Origin of the sequence: Xanthomonas cucurbitae (assembly GCF_002939885.1) — a bacterium.
GTDB classification, from domain to species: Bacteria; Pseudomonadota; Gammaproteobacteria; order Xanthomonadales; family Xanthomonadaceae; genus Xanthomonas; species Xanthomonas cucurbitae.
Genome location: NZ_MDED01000020.1, coordinates 17,601 through 33,942, shown reverse-complemented (window position 1 = coordinate 33,942; position 16,342 = coordinate 17,601). Strand labels below are relative to the sequence as shown.

The following is a 16,342-nucleotide window of genomic DNA, read 5'->3' as shown; positions in this document are numbered from 1 at the left end:
GACGTCAATCTCGATCCGCAGCGTCTTTTCGACGGAGTTTTCCATGAACCACCCCGTGCGTCGCAATCCCATCGCCAGCTTCTTCGTCGGCCTGTGGGACGTGATGAATTTCACCCGGCGCCTGATCTTCAACCTGGTGTTCTTCGGCTTTCTGTTCCTGTTGCTGCTGTTGTTGGTGGTGGCCATCGCGCGCGGCGACGGCACCAAGCCGCTGGCCGAGCGCACCACGCTGGTCATCAATCCGGAGGGCACCCTGGTCGAGCAGTTCAGCGCCGACCCGGTGAGCCGGTCGCTGGCCAAGGCGGTGGGCGACAAGAGCGCCGGAGAAGTGCAGCTGCGCGACTTGCTACGGGTGATCGAGGCGGCGGGCAAGGACCGCAAGATCGAGCGGGTGATGTTGAACCTGGACAAGCTGCAGCCGGCCGGTTTCGCCTCGCAGCGCGAAGTGGCTTCTGCATTGCAGACGCTGCGCGCCTCCGGCAAGCAGGTCGTGGCCTTCAGCGAAAGCATGAGCCAGAGCCAGTACCTGCTGGCTGCGCAGGCCAACGAGGTCTACCTGGATCCGATGGGCAGCGTGATGCTGGAAGGGCTTGGTCGCTACCGCCAGTACTTCCGCGAGGGCCTGCAGGACAAGCTGGGCGTGGACGTGCACCTGTTCCGCGTGGGCGAATACAAGTCCGCAGCCGAACCCTACATCCTCGACGCGGCCTCGGCCGATGCCAAGGAAGCGGACCTGTTCTGGATGAACGATGTGTGGCAGCGCTATCTGGCCGACGTGGGCACCGCGCGCAAGCTCAGCCCCGCGCAGCTGACCGCCGGTATCGATACCTTGCCCGAGGGCGTGGTGGCGGCCGGCGGCGACCTGGCCCGCTTCGCGCTGCAGCAGAAGTTGGTCGACGGGCTCAAGACGCGTAGCGAAGTCGATGCCTTGCTGACCAAGCGTGGCGTGGCCGACAGCGATGCCGACAGCGGCTTCCGCAATATCGGCTTCGATGATTACCTGGGCCTGCTGCAGGCCCAGCGCTCGCCGATGGACAGTCGCCCGCAGGTGGCCGTGGTGGTGGCCGCCGGCGAGATCACCGGCGGCGAGCAGCCGGCCGGCCGCATCGGTGGCGAGTCCACCGCCGCGTTGCTGCGCCAGGCGCACGACGACGACGAGGTCAAGGCGGTGGTGCTGCGGGTGGATTCGCCCGGTGGCGAGGTGTTTGCCTCCGAGCAGATCCGCCGCGAGGTGGTCGCGCTCAAGCAGGCCGGCAAGCCGGTGGTGGTGTCGATGGGCGACCTGGCGGCCTCCGGTGGCTATTGGATCAGCATGAACGCCGATCGCATCTACGCCGACCCATCGACCATCAGCGGCTCGATCGGCATCTTCGGCATGGTGCCGAACCTGACCCGCGCGCTGGACAAGATCGGCGTGCACACCGATGGCGTGGGCACCACCCGTTTTGCGGGCGCCTTCGACATCTCGCGCCCGCTGGACCCGGCCGCCGGCCAGGTGATCCAGGCGATCATCAACAAGGGCTATGCCGACTTCACCGGCAAGGTGGCGCAGGCACGGCACCAGTCGGTGGAGGCCATCGACAAGGTGGCGCGCGGTCGCGTGTGGAGCGGTGCGCAGGCCAAGCAGCATGGTCTGGTGGATGCCTTCGGCGGCATGTCCGAAGCGCTGGCCGATGCGGCCAACCGCGCCAAGCTGGGCAAGGGCAAGTTCCGCGTACGCTACGTCGAAAAGCCGGCCACCCCGTTCTCGCAGTTCATGAGCGGCTTTGCCGGCAGCCGCATGGGGGCGTGGATGCTGGGCGACTCGGGCATGGCCCGCGCGTTGCTGGCGCGCTCGTTGCCGGAAGTGGACACACAGCTACGTTTCGTCGAGGACGCGGTGCACGACAGCAAGGCCGGCGGTACCCCGGTCAAGGCGCTGGCGTACTGTTTCTGCGGGTTCTGACCCGGCAGGTTCTGCTGCTGCATCACGCGATGACGCCGGCCCCGTGCCGGCGTTGTCGTTGTTGTGGAGCGGGGCGGCGGTGTTGCGCAATGGGCGCAGCGCGCAGGCGGCGCGCGTGGGATGTGCATCCAGTGCGGTGCCTTGGAGTGCACGCTGTCCTGTCGCGCCCGGGGGCGCTCCTACAGGAGCGGGGCGGGCTTATTGCGCGGCGGCATCGATGGCCTTGCGTTGATCTTCCGCGGCCTGATCGGTGGCCGCCTGCACCGCATGCGCGGTGTTCAGGGGTTGCTGGATGCGGTCGCGCAACGCGGTCGCCTGCGGCTCGGGTTTCTGCTCGGTGGGGGCGGGTTGCGGGCGCTGGCAGGCGGCCAACAGCAGCGCCACAACGGCGGCAAGCATCCAGGGCAATTTCATCGTCGTGACCTCGCGCGGTGTGACGGTATCCTAACGCCGCTGCCGCAGCGGTGCGTCAACGCATTGCTGCGGCCGATTTCTGCGTCTTGAAAGAGGATCACCCCCCATGACTACGCACCGCTGGCGGCTGGATGGACAGACCGCGCTCATCACCGGCGCCAGTGCCGGTATTGGCCTGGCCATCGCCCGCGAACTGCTCGGCTTCGGTGCGGACCTGTTGATGGTGGCACGCGACGCCGATGCATTGGCGCAGGCGCGCGACGAACTGGCCGACGAGTTTCCGCAGCGCGAGTTGCACGGCCTGGCGGCCGATGTCTCCGACGACGAAGAGCGTCGCGCGATCCTGGACTGGGTGGAAGACCACGCCGATGGCCTGCACCTGCTCATCAACAACGCTGGCGGCAACATCACCCGAGCGGCGATCGACTACACCGAGGACCAGTGGCGCGGCATCTTCGAAACCAACGTGTTTTCCGCCTTCGAACTCTCGCGTTACGCACATCCGCTGCTGACCCGGCACGCGGCCTCGGCGATCGTCAATGTCGGCAGCGTCTCGGGCATCACCCATGTACGCAGCGGCACACCGTATGGCATGACCAAGGCCGCGTTGCAGCAGATGACGCGCAACCTGGCAGTGGAATGGGCGCAGGACGGCATCCGCGTCAACGCGGTGGCGCCGTGGTACATCCGTACGCGGCGCACCTCCGGGCCGTTGTCGGATCCGGACTACTACGAACAGGTGATCGAACGCACGCCGATGCGCCGCATCGGCGAGCCGGAGGAAGTTGCCGCGGCAGTCGGTTTCCTGTGCCTGCCGGCCGCCAGCTACATCACCGGCGAATGCATCGCGGTGGATGGTGGCTTCCTGCGGTACGGGTTCTGAGTGCGACGACACGGTCCCGCGAGGTGCGCGTCAGCGCAACAGCAGGCGAGCGCGCAGCATCGTGCTGGCGCATTCGCTTGCTGAGGCGTCACTGCGAGCGCTGTCGCCACATTCCGTGCAAGGGTCGTTGCAGCGACGCAGCGCCGCCCGTGATCGGGCCGGGTACTTACGGCGTGGCGGCGGGGGTGGCGCAGCGGCTTTCGTCCAGCACGCGCCGCATCTGGTCGTAGCGCTGTTTGCGCTCGGCCGATTGCGCCTCGTCGGAAAAGCGCCAGGTCGATTCGGCTTGCTCGGCACGTGCGCGCCAGGCCTCGCACAGGCGCTGGTCCGGCACCGGGGCGCAACGGTCGGTGACCACTTCGCAGGCACTGCCACCACCGGTGGCCGGGCCGCCAGCCAGGTTGGTGGTCTGCATCGGCAGGCAGCGCGTGGCCGGTTCGCGGTCTTCGGTGAAGTAGCGGCCATTGTCGTGTGCGGTGCATTCGAACAATGGCGGCGGGGGCAACGTCGAGGTGGGAGACAGGGCCGGTGGCGGCGCCGTGGCCGCTGTTGACGCGGGAGCGGCCGGCGGGGTGGGCGACACCGGTGCGGGACGCGTCACAGCCGGTGCAGGCGCGCCGCCCGGCGTGAATGGCACCGCCGCCGGTGCGGTCATCAGTTTTTTCTGCTGCTGCATGCCCTTCGGGCACGGCATGTTCTGCACCGTGAGCGCGCCAGCGGGGTCGGTGCAGCGATAGATGGCCACCGGCTGGGCATCGCTACCCGACACCCAGGCCAGCAGCAGTAAAACGGCCAGGCGCATGCACGTCATGCGCCACCGCAATCGCGTTGCTGGCGCGCTTCGATGCCGCGTTGTTCGCGGCTGAGGTCCACGCGCTCGCTTTGCAGGGCGCTGTTGTAGCGACGGATCAGCTCCCAACGACGGTCGGCCAGGCGCGCGCACACTTCCTGCTCGGGCAGCGCATGGCATTCGTCGCGGATCTGCACATTGCCGTAGGGCACGATCACCGTGCCGCCATAACCGCCTTGATAATTGCCTTGATAGCGACCCTGATACCCGTCGCTGCCGAAGCTGGCACTGCCGCGGATGCCGCCGCCGCGTCCGGGGCCGCCCTGCACCGAGAGTGCTGGGCGCGGGTTGATCGGTACAGGCGGGCGCAGGGTGCCGGCCGGTGGCGCAGGCGAGGCGATGCCATTGCCCACATAGGCCGGCCCCCAGGTCGGCACCCAGCGCGGGTTTCCTTCCGGGCTGTCGCTGGTGTAGCGGGTGCCATCCTCGGTGGTGCATTCGTACATCGGCTGCGGCGGTTGCACGGTGACGATGCGGACCTCGCGCGCGGGCGGTGCCGCTGCCGCAGGTGCCTGCACGGCGCGGGGGCGCGGGGGCGGGTCCTGCGGGCGTTGCATGTCCAGCACCTGCTGGCGACCGCTGCTGCAGGGCGCGTCCTGCAGGGCTACCGTACCGGTGCTGCTGACGCAGCGGTAGACCCGTACGTTCGGGTCGGGCTTGGTGGCTGTGCTCGCCGCCGCTGCAGGCAGCGCGCCGGCCAACAACAGAAGGGTCAGGGAAGTCCGCATGGCCTGAGTGTGCGCGCTCGGTGGCCGCGCCGCAAAGTGCGCGGCCACCGCTGGCGATGCAGCAGGCCGGCTGGTGAGCTAGTCGCGCAGGACCTGGCCGCTACGCGCATCGCGGATGGTGGTGGGCTGGGCGTGCCCGCCGACGTCGCCGGCCAGCACGCCGTCGATGGCGGTCAGCAGGGCCGGGTCCAGCGCGTCGCGGCTGCGCGCCGGCGGCTGCCCGGCGAGGTTGGCGCTGGTGGATACCAGCGGCGCACCCCAGGCCGCGCACAGCGCCGCCACCAGTGGATGGGCGCTGATGCGTACCGCCAGCCCGTCATGCGTGCCGGTGACCCAGCGCGGGGCGCGGCCGGTGATCGGCAGGATCCAGGTGTTCGGCCCGGGCCAGCTGGCCAGCACGGCCTGTCTGCGGGCCGGTTCCAGTGCGTCCAGGTCGACCCAGTCGCGCAACAGCGCCACATCGGAGGCCACCACGATCACACCCTTGTCCACCGGCCGCCGCTTGATCTGCAGCAGCCGCAGCACCGCCGCTTCCTGGGCCGGGTCGCAGCCCAGCCCCCACACCGCTTCGGTGGGGTAGGCGATCACGCCGCCCTGGCGCAAGGCGGCGACAGCGCCATCCAGGCGGAGTGCGTGATCCATGGCGTGGCTCAGCCTGCGGCCTTGCTCGCGGCCTTCTTGACCACGCGCTTGGTCGCCTTCTTGGCGGCGGCCTTCTTGGCCGGTGCCTTCTTCGCCGCCGTCTTGGTGGCCGCGGTCTTGGTCGCGGTCTTCTTGACGGCCGTCTTCTTTGGCGCCGAATCCTTCACCGCAGTCTTCTTGAGCGTGGCCTTCTTGGCACCGAAGCCCTTGCGCACCGGCTTGCCGGTGTCGGCCAGCAGTTGCTGCACTTCCTCGAAGGTCAGCGAGGCCGGCTCGCGGTCCTTGGGGATCTTGCCATTGAGCTTGCCATCGCTGATGTACGGGCCGAAGCGGCCGTTGAGCACCTGGATGTCGCTGCCGTCGAATTCCTTGATGACGCGGTTGCGTGCGATCTCTTCCTTCTCTTCGATCAGGAACACCGCCCGCGCCAGGTCGATGGTGTACGGGTCGTCTTCCTTCTTGAGCGAGGCGTACACGCTGCCACGGCGCGCGAACGGACCGAAGCGGCCGATGCCGACGCTGACGTCCTGATCCTTGTCTTGACCGAGTGCGCGCGGCATCTTGAACAGTTCCAGCGCATCTTCGATGGAGATCGAATAGATGCTCTGGCCCGGACGCAACGAGGCGAAGGTCGGCTTTTCTTCGTCTTCCACGGTGCCGATCTGTACCATCGGGCCGAAGCGGCCGATGCGTGCGCTCACTTCCTTGCCGCTGACCGGGTCGGCGCCGAGCACGCGCACGCTACCGGCATCGGTCTTGTCCAGTGAATCCTTCTTGTCCTCCACCAGTTCCTTGAACGGGCCCCAGAACTTCTCCATCAGCGGGATCCACTCGGCTTCGCCGCGCGACACTGCATCCAGGTCGTCTTCCAGATTGGCGGTGAAGTCGTAATCCACGTAGCGGGTGAAGTGCCCGGACAGGAACTTGGATACCGCACGGCCCACATCGGTGGGACGGAAGCTGCGGCCTTCCATCTCCACGTACTTGCGGAACTGCAGGGTCTGGATGATCGAGGCATAGGTGGACGGCCGGCCGATGCCGTATTCCTCCAGCGCCTTGACCAGTGCTGCTTCAGTGAAGCGCGGCGGCGGCTGGGTGAAATGCTGGTCGGTGACGATGCGGTCCAGCGGGATATTGTCGCCGGCCTTCATCAGCGGCAGCTTGCGGCCTTCATCCTCGTCCTCGCTGCTCTTGGTGTCCTTGCCTTCTTCGTAGACGGCCAGGAAACCTGGGACCACCACGGTGGTGCCGCTGGCGCGGAACACGTGTTGGCTGCCGGCCGACAGGTCCACGCTGACGGTGTTGAGCGTGGCCGGGATCATCTGGCAGGCCACCGCGCGGCGCCAGATCAACTCGTACAGGCGGCGCTCGTCGTCGGACAAGAAGCGCGCCACCTGTGCAGGGGTGCGCAGTGCCGAGGTCGGGCGCACCGCTTCGTGGGCTTCCTGCGCGTTCTTGGATTTGGTGGTGTAGGCGTTGGGCTGGTCGGGCAGCGAGGCGGTGCCGAAGTCACGCGCGATCACGTCGCGGATTTCCGCCAGCGCGTCCTGCGACAGGTTCACCGAGTCGGTACGCATGTAGCTGATGAGGCCGACCGAGCCTTCATCGCCCAGCGCCACGCCTTCGTACAACTTCTGCGCCACCTGCATGGTCTTGCGGGTGGTGAAGCCCAGCTTGCGCGAGGCTTCCTGCTGCAGCGTGGAGGTGGTGAACGGCGGGGCCGGGCGGCGCTTGCGCTCCTTGCTGGCCACGTCGGTGACGTGCAGTACGCCCTGCGCGGCCTGCTGGATGCGCAACCGCGCCGCTTCGGCGGTATCGCCGTCGGTGACGGTGAACTGCTCGAACTTCTGCCCGTCCAGCTTGATGAGCCGTGCATTGAAGGCCTGCGAGGGATGCCGGCAATGCGCGTCGATGGACCAGTATTCGCGCGCGATGAAGGCTTCGATCTCTTCCTCGCGCTCGACGATCATGCGCAGCGCCGGCGATTGCACGCGGCCGGCCGACAGCCCGCGCTGCACCTTGCGCCACAGCACCGGCGACAGGTTGAAGCCCACCAGGTAGTCGAGCGCACGGCGCGCCTGCTGCGCATCCACCAGGTCGGCGGCGATTGCGCGCGGCTTGAGCATGGCCTCCTTGATCGCGCGCGGGGTGATTTCGGTGAACACCACCCGCTGCATCGGCTTGTCCTTGAGCAGGCCGCGCTCTTTCAGGATCTCGGCGATGTGCCAGCTGATCGCCTCGCCCTCGCGGTCCGGGTCGGTCGCCAGGAAGATGTCGTCGGCGCCCTTGGCGGCACGCGCGATGGCTTCGACGTGCTTTTCGTTCTTCTCGATCAGGTCGTAGCGCATCGCGAAGCCATTGTCCGGGTCGACCGCGCCCTCCTTCGGGACGAGGTCGCGCACGTGCCCATACGAGGCCAGGACGGTGAAGTCCTTGCCGAGGTATTTATTGATCGTCTTGGCCTTGGCGGGCGATTCGACGATGAGCAGGTGCTTGGGCATGGTGGCAACTTCTTGGGGCAGAGCCCGGGGGGCGGGTAGCGTGGCCTAATTGGCCGGTCGAGGGAAGCAGATCGGCCGTTTCCCACACGTTAACGCCCGGGGAGTGCTCCCGGGCGTTCAGTTGGCCGATTAGAAAGATCACGGCGGACGCCGCCGTGTCAAGCGGCCGGCACCGCGAACTGCTAGCTCCGGCTCATTCCGATCGTCGCCATCACGAGCGCGCCGACCACGATGGACAGCACCAGCAGCACCGCATAAATGACCAGCACCACGATCGAGACCGTATCCAGTCCCTTGGACTGCCGCTCCGGATGGTCGGTGAAGGCCCAGCGGTCCACCACCAGGGTCTTGCACACCTTGTCGTGCGGGGCCTGCTTGCGCGCGCTCATGCCGGCCATGAAGGCGGCCACGATCACGCCGATGCCCAGGGTGAGCACGCTGATTAGCATGTAGGCCACGTAGCGCAGCAGGTTGCGCCAGAAGCCGACCCGGGCGCCATGGCTGTCGGCGCGCACCACCTTGATGCCGCAGGCGAGCTTGCCCAGGCTGGCCTGGAGCCGGCTGGACTGCATCCAGGCGAAGTACAGCGTGGGGATGGCCAGGCCGATGCCGTAGGCCAGCACCAACAGCGCAATGCTGAACGCGCTGCCATCGTCCAGCGCAGCGCCGGCATCGCTCATCCCGGCACTGAAGGCCAGCAGGAACACCAGCGGGATCACGATCAGGTAGACCGCAAAGGTGGTGACCAGGCTGTCCAGGATGCTGGCCGCCACGCGGCGCCACAGGCCGGCGTAGACGACCGCTGCGTCAGGTGCTGCGCTGCCGGCGAACGGTGCGGAGCCGGCCGGGGTATCCCAGGCGGTTGGCAGCGGCGTGGTGGTCGATGGCGGTTGACGTGGGGATGCCGCTGCCGAGGTCGGGAGTGGCGCTGTGGCATCCGCTGCACTGGACCAAGATGCATCGCTTTGCGACCCCGCCGGGCCGCTGGCGCCGGACAGGGGCTGCGCGGCGTCCGGGTGCAAGGCAGTCTGCAGCGGGTCTTCTGCGCGTGAGCCGGGCAGCGGTGAGGCAGTTGCGGGCGCCACGGGCGCGCTGGCGGCAGCTGGCGCTGGCTCGGCCGGCGCGTCCGGCTTGGCCACGACAGGGGTTGCCTGCTGCGACCAGTCCTGCTCTGTGGCATCGGCGGTCGATGTGCCCGCCACTGGCGCCCCCTCCTTCGCCAAGCCGACCGCAGCGGGATCGGCGGCCGGCGGCGCGGAGGCCGCTAGCGGCGCATCCAGCCCCAATTCGGCCGCGACATCGCCCAGCGTCACCCACTGTGGCAGGCCTTCGCGCCAGACCAGGCTGCGACGGTCGACCAGGCCCTGCGACAGGCGTGCGACCAGCGTGTCCGTGTCCACCGGCCCCTGGCGTTGCCGCTGTGCGTCGGCGTAATACCACTGCGTCATGAATGTCCCCTTGATGGTGCGATGTGCGTGCAGCAGCCGCTCAGCCGCGGCACTGCTGCGGAAGTTGGTGGTCGTCGATCTCGGAACTGCAGTGCCAGCGACCGGCATCGGCATCGAAGTCCAGCCACAGGACCTTGCCGTCGATCCTGGGCGAGTCCGGTGACTGCAGCAGCGCTTCGATACCGCAGTTGGCGGTATCGAAGCGGCCGATCTGCACGCTGGCCAGCACATCGGTCGCGTAGTGTTCCGGCGGCTGGAAGCCGGCGTCGGCATTGACCGGACAGCGGCCTTCGCGGGCACGGAAGGCGGCAATCTGCGGCTTCAGCGGTGCCAATGCGGTAACTGCCTGGGTGACCTCGGCGCGGGCCAGGTAGTCCTTGTAGGCGGGCACGGCGATCGCGGCCAGCATCCTGGCTGCGACCACGACGACAAAGCCGCCAATGATCGCGATCAGCGTCAACACCAGCGGCCAGCCCGAGCTTCTCGACGGGTGGGGCGTCGTCGCAGCGGGGCGGGCATGCCAGGCATCAGGTACCGCCATCGGTAGCGGCGGTGGCGCTGGTGCAGCGTGCAGGTCGCTGGACACCGGCGGGCCGAGTTCGGCGGCGCAAGCAGAGAGCGGCCGCCACTGGTCCATCCCGTCGCGCCAGACCGGCGTGTCCAGGGCGATCTGGCGATCGCGATACAGGCCGCGCAGGACCTCGTCGGTCACCGGGCCACGCCGCTGGTGGTTGCCTCCGGCGTAATACCAACTGCTCATCCCCGTCCCCTCGCGCGCACGTCCATGGCGGCTTCAATCTTTAGTGTACGGGTTCAGGCTCGTCCAGGAACATCTGGGTTTCCATCCAGGCATAGGCCGCCTCTGCGCCCGGTTGGTTGAACAACACCATCAGCACCACCCACTTGAGGTCGTCCAGGTCCAGCTCGTCCTGGTCCAGCGCCATGGCGCGGTCCAGCACCAGCTCGCGCTGGTCGGCGTCGAGTATGCGCTGCTGTTCGAGAAACAGCAGGAAACCACGGCAATCCACATCGAGCTTGTCCAGCTCCGGGCCGTGGTAGATGCGCACTGGTCCATCGACATGCGGGCTCGCCACACTGGGCCGCTGCTCGGAGAGCGCGTCCAGCCAGTCGAACGCCTTGCTGATTTCTGCGGGGCTGAAACCGGCCTGGATCAGGCCATTCTGGAGCGAATCACGGTCGCGGACCAGGTCCGCGTCTTCGCTGAAATAGTGTTCGAACAGGTACAGCAGTACATCGAGAATGCTCTCTTTCATTGCCCTCGGCCTGCGTCGCGCGACGCTGTGGAGGTGAAGAAACTAGGGATTGCGGGTATAGCGACCGTGCTCGACAACCACGTCTCCCTCCAGTTCCATGATGAGCAGCATGGAGGACAGCGCTGCGGCCGTCAATCCAGTGCGTTGGATCAGTGAATCCATAGGGGTGGGGTCGTGGCCCAGTGCCTGCCACAAGCGCTGGTAGTCGGGGTCCCGGCGTGCCGGGGCGGAGCCGGACGATCTGGCGGAAACAGGAGTGGGGGCGGCCAGGCGCTCGCGCAAGGCCGCAGCCAATTCGCCCGAAAGCAGTTGCAGCCCATCGAGGACCTGGGCAGGTTCCTGCGCCAGGGTGGCGCCTTGCCGGATCAGGTGATGACAGCCGCGCGCGAGCGGGTTGTGCAGCGAGCCGGGCAGGGCGAACACCTCGCGCCCGGCCTCGGCGGCCAGGCGCGCGGTAATCAGTGCGCCCGAGCGCATCGCGGCCTCGACCACCAGGGTGCCCAGCGCCAGTCCGGCGATGATCCGGTTGCGGGCCGGGAAGTGCGCCGCCACCGCGCCGGTACCCGGCAGGTATTCGCTGACCACCGCGCCGCGTGCGGCGATACGCTCACGCAGGCGTTGGTGATGGGCGGGATAGGCCACATCCACGCCCGTGCCGACCACTGCCACGGTCATGCCGTCGGCGTGGGCCAGCGCGGCCTCGTGCGCGTTTGCATCCACGCCGGCGGCCATGCCGCTGACGATGCCCAGCCCGGCGCCGGCCAGGCTGGAGGCAAACGCGCGGGCATGGTCGCGCCCGCCAGCGGTGGCCGAGCGGCTACCGACCACGGCCACGCCGGGATGCCAGAGCGCGGCCGGGTCGCCATCCACGAACAGGGCCAGTGGTGGATTGGCGATGTGACGCAGCAGCGCGGGGTAATCCGGATCCTGCCAGCCGACCAGATGATGCCCGGGCTGCGCGCACCAGTGCAGGGCGGCTTCCAGGGCGGGCGCGTCAGGTGCCTGCAAGCGGGCTGTCTGCAGTGCATCGCAACCGGCTGCGCGCCAGGCATCCGGCCCGGCCGCCAGTACGCCGGCGGGGCTGGCGAAGTCGCCCAGCAAGGCGCGCCGTGGCGGGCTGCGGCCACCGGCCAGCAGCAAGGTCAGCAATGCGCGGAGATCGGAGTCGGTGTGGGCCATGTGCATAGCCTGGGCCGCAAACGACGACGGCGCCCTCAGGCGCCGTCGCGTGATCGCATCGGAATTGACGCTTACTGCGCGTCAGGATGCTTGACGAAATACCCCAGGCCGGTCGGCTTGGCGCTTTCCATCACCAGCGCGTAGCTGACCTTGTCGTAGGTGCGGAACACCATCGCGTGCGAGGCGTATTCGTCGGGCAGGCCAACGGTGGACCCGGACGGGCCGTCGAAGTCGTCATCGGTGCGCGAGAAGCGCGCGTGCTTGACGCGGTCGCTGACCGTGCGGCCCTTGCGCCAGATCGAGAACACCGTGCCGTTGTTGATGCCTTCGCGGGCGCCGCCGGAAATGGCGATCACATCGCGGGTGCCACCCACGATGAAGGCGTCGGAGACGGCCAGCACGCGCAATTCGGTCTGCAGCGCCTGTTCGGACGGCGGGTGCGGAATGAACTGCAGGTCGTAGGGCTGCGCTTCCACCGCCACGATGCGGTCGCCGGCACGCACTTCGCGGCCGCTGTCCTGCAATAGCAGGGTCGCTGCCTTGGAGTTGCCGCCGGCCGCGCTGCGGGTGATGGTGCCGACGTTCACCTGGGCCAGTTCGTAGCCGAGGAACTCGCGGCGCGTGCTCGGCGCGATGAAGTTCTTCCAGATATTGCCGGCGCCAGCGGTGGTATTGCCCGCCATGTCCAGGTCTTCGTTGTGCTTGGGCAGGGTGAACTTCACGGTTGGGCGCACCACCGCAAAGCGCTGGCCCGGCTGCGCGTCCTCCAGGCCGACCACATAGGCCACCTGTCCGGAGGTGGCACGCGAGCGGCCGCCTTCCAGGCCGACCACGTAGGGCAGCTCGTCGAAGTCCTCGACCACGCGCAGGTTCTTCAGGAACGGCTCGACGTCGGCCAGTGGAATGGCGTTGATCGGCGCTTCCTGGCGCGGGCCGGGCTGGACCGTGCCTTTGCCGACGCGGTCCAGGTAGGCCAGGCTGATGACGTCGCCCGGGTAGATCAGGTGCGGGTTCTGGATCTGCGGGTTGGCCTGCCAGATCTCCGGCCACAGCCACGGTTTTTGCAGGAAACGCCCGGCAATGTCCCACAAGGTATCGCCCTTGCGGACCACATAGGTGTCTGGATGTTCGCCCACCGCTTGCGCGGCAGCGTAGGTCGCGACGGTCAGCATCGCCGCAGCGACGACCGTACGAAGTCGGTTCAACATGAGTGCCTTCTTGCCTGATTCCCCAACAGGTCCGCGCACTATAGTCCAGAAACCGGGGCGCTACGCAAGCATTGCGCTAGAATGACACTGTCTTGCCGGCGCTGGGCCGGTGTTCCCAGACGGGTAATCGCATGGCTGTGCTTCCTATCGTTGAATTTCCCGACCCGCGGCTGCGCACCAAGGCCGTGCCGGTCGACGCCGCCGAGGTGGTCAGCCCGGCGTTCCAGACGCTGCTCGACGACATGTTCCAGACCATGTACGAGGCGCCCGGCATCGGCCTGGCTGCCAGTCAGGTGGACGTGCACAAGCGTTTCATGGTGATCGACGTCAGCGAGGAGAAGAACGCCCCGCAGGTGTTCGTCAACCCCAAGATCCTCACCCGGCAGGGCGAGCAGGTCTACCAGGAAGGCTGCCTGTCGGTGCCGGGCATCTTTGCCGACGTCAGCCGCGCCGAGACGATCACCGTGCGCTATCTCGACCGCCAGGGGCAGGCCCAGGAGCTGAACACCGATGGCCTGCTGGCGGTCTGCATCCAGCACGAGATGGACCACCTGGACGGCAAGTTGTTCGTGGACTATCTGTCGCCGCTCAAGCGTGAAATGGTGCGCAAGAAGCTGGCCAAACTGCGTAAGCATGTGGCTTGAGGGCGGGGATTGGGGAGTCGGGATTGGGGATTGGCAACGGCGGTTCTGCGCGCGCTGCTGATTGCCCGAACTTGGTCACCCCATTGCGCGCAGGCGGAAGGATGGGGCCGCTGGGCCGGGATGCCAGGGTGGTATCGCGCTTTGATGCGGCGCCGTCTGCCCGCTTGCACGGACACGCCGCGCCGGTGAGCCACGGTTGTCCATCCGAATCCCGCTGCACCGCCTTTCCGGCCCTGGGGCACTCACCGCCACCGCTGTCGCCACTCAAGCGCTGACGCCTCCCACTGCACCGGCCCCGGTTCCGCCTCGGTCATCCGGCTCCCGCCGTTGCCAATCCCCACTCCCGAATCCCGAATCCCCTTATGAGAATCGTCTTCGCCGGTACCCCGGACTTCGCTGTCGCTTCGTTGCGCGCCGCCGCGCAGCGGCATGAAGTGGTGGCGGTCTACACCCAGCCCGATCGCCCGGCCGGGCGCGGGCGCGGGCTGACGCCGTCGCCGGTCAAGCTGGAAGCGATCGCACGCGGCATTCCGGTCTACCAGCCGCAGACCCTGCGTTCGCCCGAGGCGCTGGCCACGCTGCGCGGTCTTAAGGCCGACCTGATGGTGGTGGTGGCCTACGGCTTGATCCTGCCCAAGGCGGTGCTGGCCGCGCCGACCCACGGCTGCTGGAACGTGCATGCCTCGCTGCTGCCGCGCTGGCGTGGCGCCGCGCCGATCCAGCGCGCGATCGAAGCCGGCGATCGCGACACCGGGGTGTGCCTGATGCAGATGGAAGCCGGGCTGGATACCGGCCCGGTGCTGCTGTCGCAGCGCATCGAGATCGGCGAACAGGAAACCGGCGGCCAACTGCACGACCGCCTGGCCGCGCTGGGTGCGCAGGTGCTGTCCGACGGCCTGGGGCTGCTGCGCGCCGGTATCCGCCCGGTGGCGCAACCGCAGCCAGCCGAAGGCGTGACCTATGCGCACAAGCTGGACAAGGCGCAGGCACGGCTGGACTGGGCGCAGCCGGCGCAGGAGCTGGCGCGGCGCGTGCGGGCGTTCAATCCCTGGCCGGTCGCCGAGGCGATCCTGGCCGGCGAGCGCGTGCGCCTGCATGGCGCCGTGGCGCTGGAGCTGGCGCATCAACAGCCTCCGGGCACCTTGCTGGCCGCCAGCAAGCAGGGCATCGACATCGCCTGCGGGCAGGGCGCGTTGCGGGTGCGCGTGTTGCAGCGTGAGGGCGGCAAGGCGATCACCGCCGCCGACTACCTCAACGCGCGTCGCGACCTGCCGGCGCTGCGCTGATGACGACCGACACGGGGGCGGCCGGCGTCGCCTCGCGCCTGGTGGCGGCGCGGGTGCTGGCGGCGGTAGGCGATCAGGGCCGTTCGCTGAAGGCCGAGCTGGCCACGGCGCTGCCCGGCCTGGCCGATCCGCGCGACCGCGCGCTGGTGGAGGCGATCTGTTTCGCGGCATTGCGGCGCCGACCTGCCTACGACGTGGCGCTGCGGCAATGGCTGGAGCGCCCGCTGCCCCCGCGCGACGCCGAACTCAAGGCCTTGCTGATGGCCGGCTTCGCCCAGCTCGATGTCCTGCAACTGCCCGCGCACGCGGCCTTGTCGGCCACCGTGGAGGCCTGCCGTGCGCTGGGCCGGCCGCGTCAGGCCGGCATGGTCAATGCACTCCTGCGACGCGCGCAGCGCGAAGGATTCCCGGCGGTGGCCGACGATGCCGGCTGGCCATCGTGGCTGCGCAAGCAGCTGCGTGCGGATTGGGGCGCGCGCGCCGAAGCCATCTTCGTGGCGAGTGCGCAGATGGCGCCGATGTGGCTGCGCGTGCATCGCGGGCGCACCGACCCGGCGGCCTATGCGGCGCGGCTGGCCGAGGCCGGTATCGCTGCACACACCGACCCGGCATTGCCGGATGCGTTGCGGCTGGAGGGCGCGGTGCCGGTGAGCCAGTTGCCGGGCTTCGCGGAGGGCGTGGTCTCGGTGCAGGACGGCTCCGCGCAGCAGGTGGCCGATGCGCTGGTACTGGATCCCTCGGCCCGCGTGCTCGACGCCTGCGCTGCGCCCGGCGGCAAGGCGGCGCATCTGCTGGAACGCCATCCCGGCGTGCAGCTCACCGCGCTGGACGTGGATGCGCGCCGCCTGGAGCGCGTGCGGCAGACCTTGCAGCGCACCGTGCCGGATGTGCTGGTGGCCTTGCACGCCGCCGACGCCGCCGACCTGGCGGCGTGGTGGGACGGCCAGCCCTTCGATGCGGTGCTGCTGGATGCACCGTGTTCGGCCACCGGGGTGGTGCGTCGGCAACCGGACGTGCTGCTGCACCGCCGCGCCGACGACATCGATGCGTTGTGCGCCCTGCAGGCGCGCCTGCTGGATGCCACCTGGCGTACCTTGCGGCCCGGCGGGCAGTTGCTCTACACCACCTGCTCGCTGCTCGCGCGCGAAAACCAGGGCCAGATCGCCGCATTCCTGCAGCGCACGCCCGGTGCGCAGGCGCAACCGCTGGGTGCGCCGTTCGGGCATGTGGCAGGGCCGGGGCGGCAGCGCTTCCCCGGCGAGCAGTCCTGCGACGGTTTTTTCTATGCGCGTCTGCTAAAAACGTCCTGATCGTCCGTGCGCTGACCGCAGCGCTCCCCA

The 16,342-nt window shown here is 68.4% G+C and carries 15 protein-coding genes; 5 read left to right on the top strand and 10 right to left on the bottom strand.

Annotated features, from left to right (window positions below; translation table 11 throughout):
* Positions 1 to 43: 43 nt before the first annotated feature.
* On the top strand, positions 44 to 1,945 hold the full coding sequence (gene sppA, locus XcuCFBP2542_RS11870; protein ID WP_104603769.1) for a signal peptide peptidase SppA: 1,902 nt from the start codon (positions 44 to 46) through the stop codon (positions 1,943 to 1,945).
* 198 nt (positions 1,946 to 2,143) lie between these two features.
* Here sppA and XcuCFBP2542_RS11865 read toward each other — a convergent pair whose 3' ends face one another.
* Positions 2,144 to 2,359: a hypothetical protein gene (locus XcuCFBP2542_RS11865; protein ID WP_104603768.1), complete on the bottom strand. Its 216-nt coding sequence runs from the start codon at positions 2,357 to 2,359 to the stop codon at positions 2,144 to 2,146.
* Positions 2,360 to 2,465: 106 nt separating this feature from the next.
* On the opposite strand from XcuCFBP2542_RS11865, the gene XcuCFBP2542_RS11860 reads away from it, so the two are divergent.
* The gene (locus XcuCFBP2542_RS11860; RefSeq protein WP_104603767.1) at positions 2,466 to 3,242 is read left to right on the top strand and encodes an SDR family oxidoreductase; all 777 of its coding nucleotides are present in this window, start codon (positions 2,466 to 2,468) and stop codon (positions 3,240 to 3,242) included.
* A gap of 166 nt (positions 3,243 to 3,408) precedes the next feature.
* Here XcuCFBP2542_RS11860 and XcuCFBP2542_RS11855 read toward each other — a convergent pair whose 3' ends face one another.
* From XcuCFBP2542_RS11855 to XcuCFBP2542_RS11815, 9 genes are all read right to left on the bottom strand, one after another.
* On the bottom strand, positions 3,409 to 4,044 hold the full coding sequence (locus tag XcuCFBP2542_RS11855) for a hypothetical protein (RefSeq protein ID WP_104603766.1): 636 nt from the start codon (positions 4,042 to 4,044) through the stop codon (positions 3,409 to 3,411).
* Positions 4,045 to 4,049: 5 nt separating this feature from the next.
* Positions 4,050 to 4,820 (bottom strand): hypothetical protein, encoded by a 771-nt coding sequence (locus tag XcuCFBP2542_RS11850; protein ID WP_104603765.1) that lies wholly within the window; start codon positions 4,818 to 4,820, stop codon positions 4,050 to 4,052.
* Positions 4,821 to 4,898: 78 nt separating this feature from the next.
* Positions 4,899 to 5,462, bottom strand: a complete 564-nt coding sequence (gene tsaC, locus XcuCFBP2542_RS11845) for an L-threonylcarbamoyladenylate synthase type 1 TsaC (RefSeq protein ID WP_104603764.1) — start codon at positions 5,460 to 5,462, stop codon at positions 4,899 to 4,901.
* Between the two features lie 8 nt (positions 5,463 to 5,470).
* Positions 5,471 to 7,963: a DNA topoisomerase I gene (locus XcuCFBP2542_RS11840; RefSeq protein WP_104603763.1), complete on the bottom strand. Its 2,493-nt coding sequence runs from the start codon at positions 7,961 to 7,963 to the stop codon at positions 5,471 to 5,473.
* A gap of 182 nt (positions 7,964 to 8,145) precedes the next feature.
* Entirely contained in the window at positions 8,146 to 9,411 is a 1,266-nt protein-coding gene (locus XcuCFBP2542_RS11835; RefSeq protein ID WP_104603762.1) for an RDD family protein, read from the bottom strand.
* Between the two features lie 40 nt (positions 9,412 to 9,451).
* Positions 9,452 to 10,171, bottom strand: coding sequence for a pilin (locus XcuCFBP2542_RS11830; RefSeq protein WP_104603761.1), 720 nt, complete (start codon positions 10,169 to 10,171; stop codon positions 9,452 to 9,454).
* 40 nt (positions 10,172 to 10,211) lie between these two features.
* Positions 10,212 to 10,685, bottom strand: coding sequence for a DUF494 family protein (locus XcuCFBP2542_RS11825; protein WP_104603760.1), 474 nt, complete (start codon positions 10,683 to 10,685; stop codon positions 10,212 to 10,214).
* Between the two features lie 42 nt (positions 10,686 to 10,727).
* Positions 10,728 to 11,864 carry a DNA-processing protein DprA gene (gene dprA / locus XcuCFBP2542_RS11820; RefSeq protein ID WP_104603809.1) on the bottom strand — a complete coding sequence of 379 codons (1,137 nt, stop codon included), beginning with the start codon at positions 11,862 to 11,864 and terminating at the stop codon, positions 10,728 to 10,730.
* A 71-nt stretch (positions 11,865 to 11,935) separates the two neighbouring features.
* On the bottom strand, positions 11,936 to 13,072 hold the full coding sequence (locus XcuCFBP2542_RS11815) for a LysM peptidoglycan-binding domain-containing protein (protein ID WP_104603759.1): 1,137 nt from the start codon (positions 13,070 to 13,072) through the stop codon (positions 11,936 to 11,938).
* A 131-nt stretch (positions 13,073 to 13,203) separates the two neighbouring features.
* On the opposite strand from XcuCFBP2542_RS11815, the gene def reads away from it, so the two are divergent.
* The 3 genes from def to rsmB all read left to right on the top strand — a co-directional run bounded on the left by def (position 13,204) and on the right by rsmB (position 16,312).
* On the top strand, positions 13,204 to 13,716 hold the full coding sequence (gene def, locus XcuCFBP2542_RS11810) for a peptide deformylase (RefSeq protein ID WP_104603758.1): 513 nt from the start codon (positions 13,204 to 13,206) through the stop codon (positions 13,714 to 13,716).
* Between the two features lie 362 nt (positions 13,717 to 14,078).
* Positions 14,079 to 15,002 (top strand): methionyl-tRNA formyltransferase, encoded by a 924-nt coding sequence (fmt, locus tag XcuCFBP2542_RS11805; protein ID WP_104603757.1) that lies wholly within the window; start codon positions 14,079 to 14,081, stop codon positions 15,000 to 15,002.
* Complete coding sequence (gene rsmB / locus XcuCFBP2542_RS11800) at positions 15,002 to 16,312, top strand: 16S rRNA (cytosine(967)-C(5))-methyltransferase RsmB (protein WP_170066986.1); 1,311 nt, start codon at positions 15,002 to 15,004, stop codon at positions 16,310 to 16,312. The genes fmt and rsmB overlap by 1 nt, the downstream gene beginning before the upstream one ends.
* The last annotated feature ends 30 nt before the right edge of the window (positions 16,313 to 16,342 follow it).

Excerpts from the sequence above, each read along its gene's own strand:
- XcuCFBP2542_RS11855 (WP_104603766.1), bottom strand. The coding sequence starts at position 4,044 with ATGCGCCTGGCCGTTTTACTGCTGCTGGCCTGGGTGTCGGGTAGCGAT.
- XcuCFBP2542_RS11825 (WP_104603760.1), bottom strand. The coding sequence starts at position 10,685 with ATGAAAGAGAGCATTCTCGATGTACTGCTGTACCTGTTCGAACACTAT.
- XcuCFBP2542_RS11815 (WP_104603759.1), bottom strand. The coding sequence starts at position 13,072 with ATGTTGAACCGACTTCGTACGGTCGTCGCTGCGGCGATGCTGACCGTC.
- XcuCFBP2542_RS11860 (WP_104603767.1), top strand. The coding sequence starts at position 2,466 with ATGACTACGCACCGCTGGCGGCTGGATGGACAGACCGCGCTCATCACC.
- sppA (WP_104603769.1), top strand. The coding sequence starts at position 44 with ATGAACCACCCCGTGCGTCGCAATCCCATCGCCAGCTTCTTCGTCGGC.
- XcuCFBP2542_RS11850 (WP_104603765.1), bottom strand. The coding sequence starts at position 4,820 with ATGCGGACTTCCCTGACCCTTCTGTTGTTGGCCGGCGCGCTGCCTGCA.
- tsaC (WP_104603764.1), bottom strand. The coding sequence starts at position 5,462 with ATGGATCACGCACTCCGCCTGGATGGCGCTGTCGCCGCCTTGCGCCAG.
- dprA (WP_104603809.1), bottom strand. The coding sequence starts at position 11,864 with ATGGCCCACACCGACTCCGATCTCCGCGCATTGCTGACCTTGCTGCTG.
- XcuCFBP2542_RS11830 (WP_104603761.1), bottom strand. The coding sequence starts at position 10,171 with ATGAGCAGTTGGTATTACGCCGGAGGCAACCACCAGCGGCGTGGCCCG.
- XcuCFBP2542_RS11840 (WP_104603763.1), bottom strand. The coding sequence starts at position 7,963 with ATGCCCAAGCACCTGCTCATCGTCGAATCGCCCGCCAAGGCCAAGACG.
- XcuCFBP2542_RS11865 (WP_104603768.1), bottom strand. The coding sequence starts at position 2,359 with ATGAAATTGCCCTGGATGCTTGCCGCCGTTGTGGCGCTGCTGTTGGCC.
- XcuCFBP2542_RS11835 (WP_104603762.1), bottom strand. The coding sequence starts at position 9,411 with ATGACGCAGTGGTATTACGCCGACGCACAGCGGCAACGCCAGGGGCCG.
- rsmB (WP_170066986.1), top strand. The coding sequence starts at position 15,002 with ATGACGACCGACACGGGGGCGGCCGGCGTCGCCTCGCGCCTGGTGGCG.
- def (WP_104603758.1), top strand. The coding sequence starts at position 13,204 with ATGGCTGTGCTTCCTATCGTTGAATTTCCCGACCCGCGGCTGCGCACC.
- fmt (WP_104603757.1), top strand. The coding sequence starts at position 14,079 with ATGAGAATCGTCTTCGCCGGTACCCCGGACTTCGCTGTCGCTTCGTTG.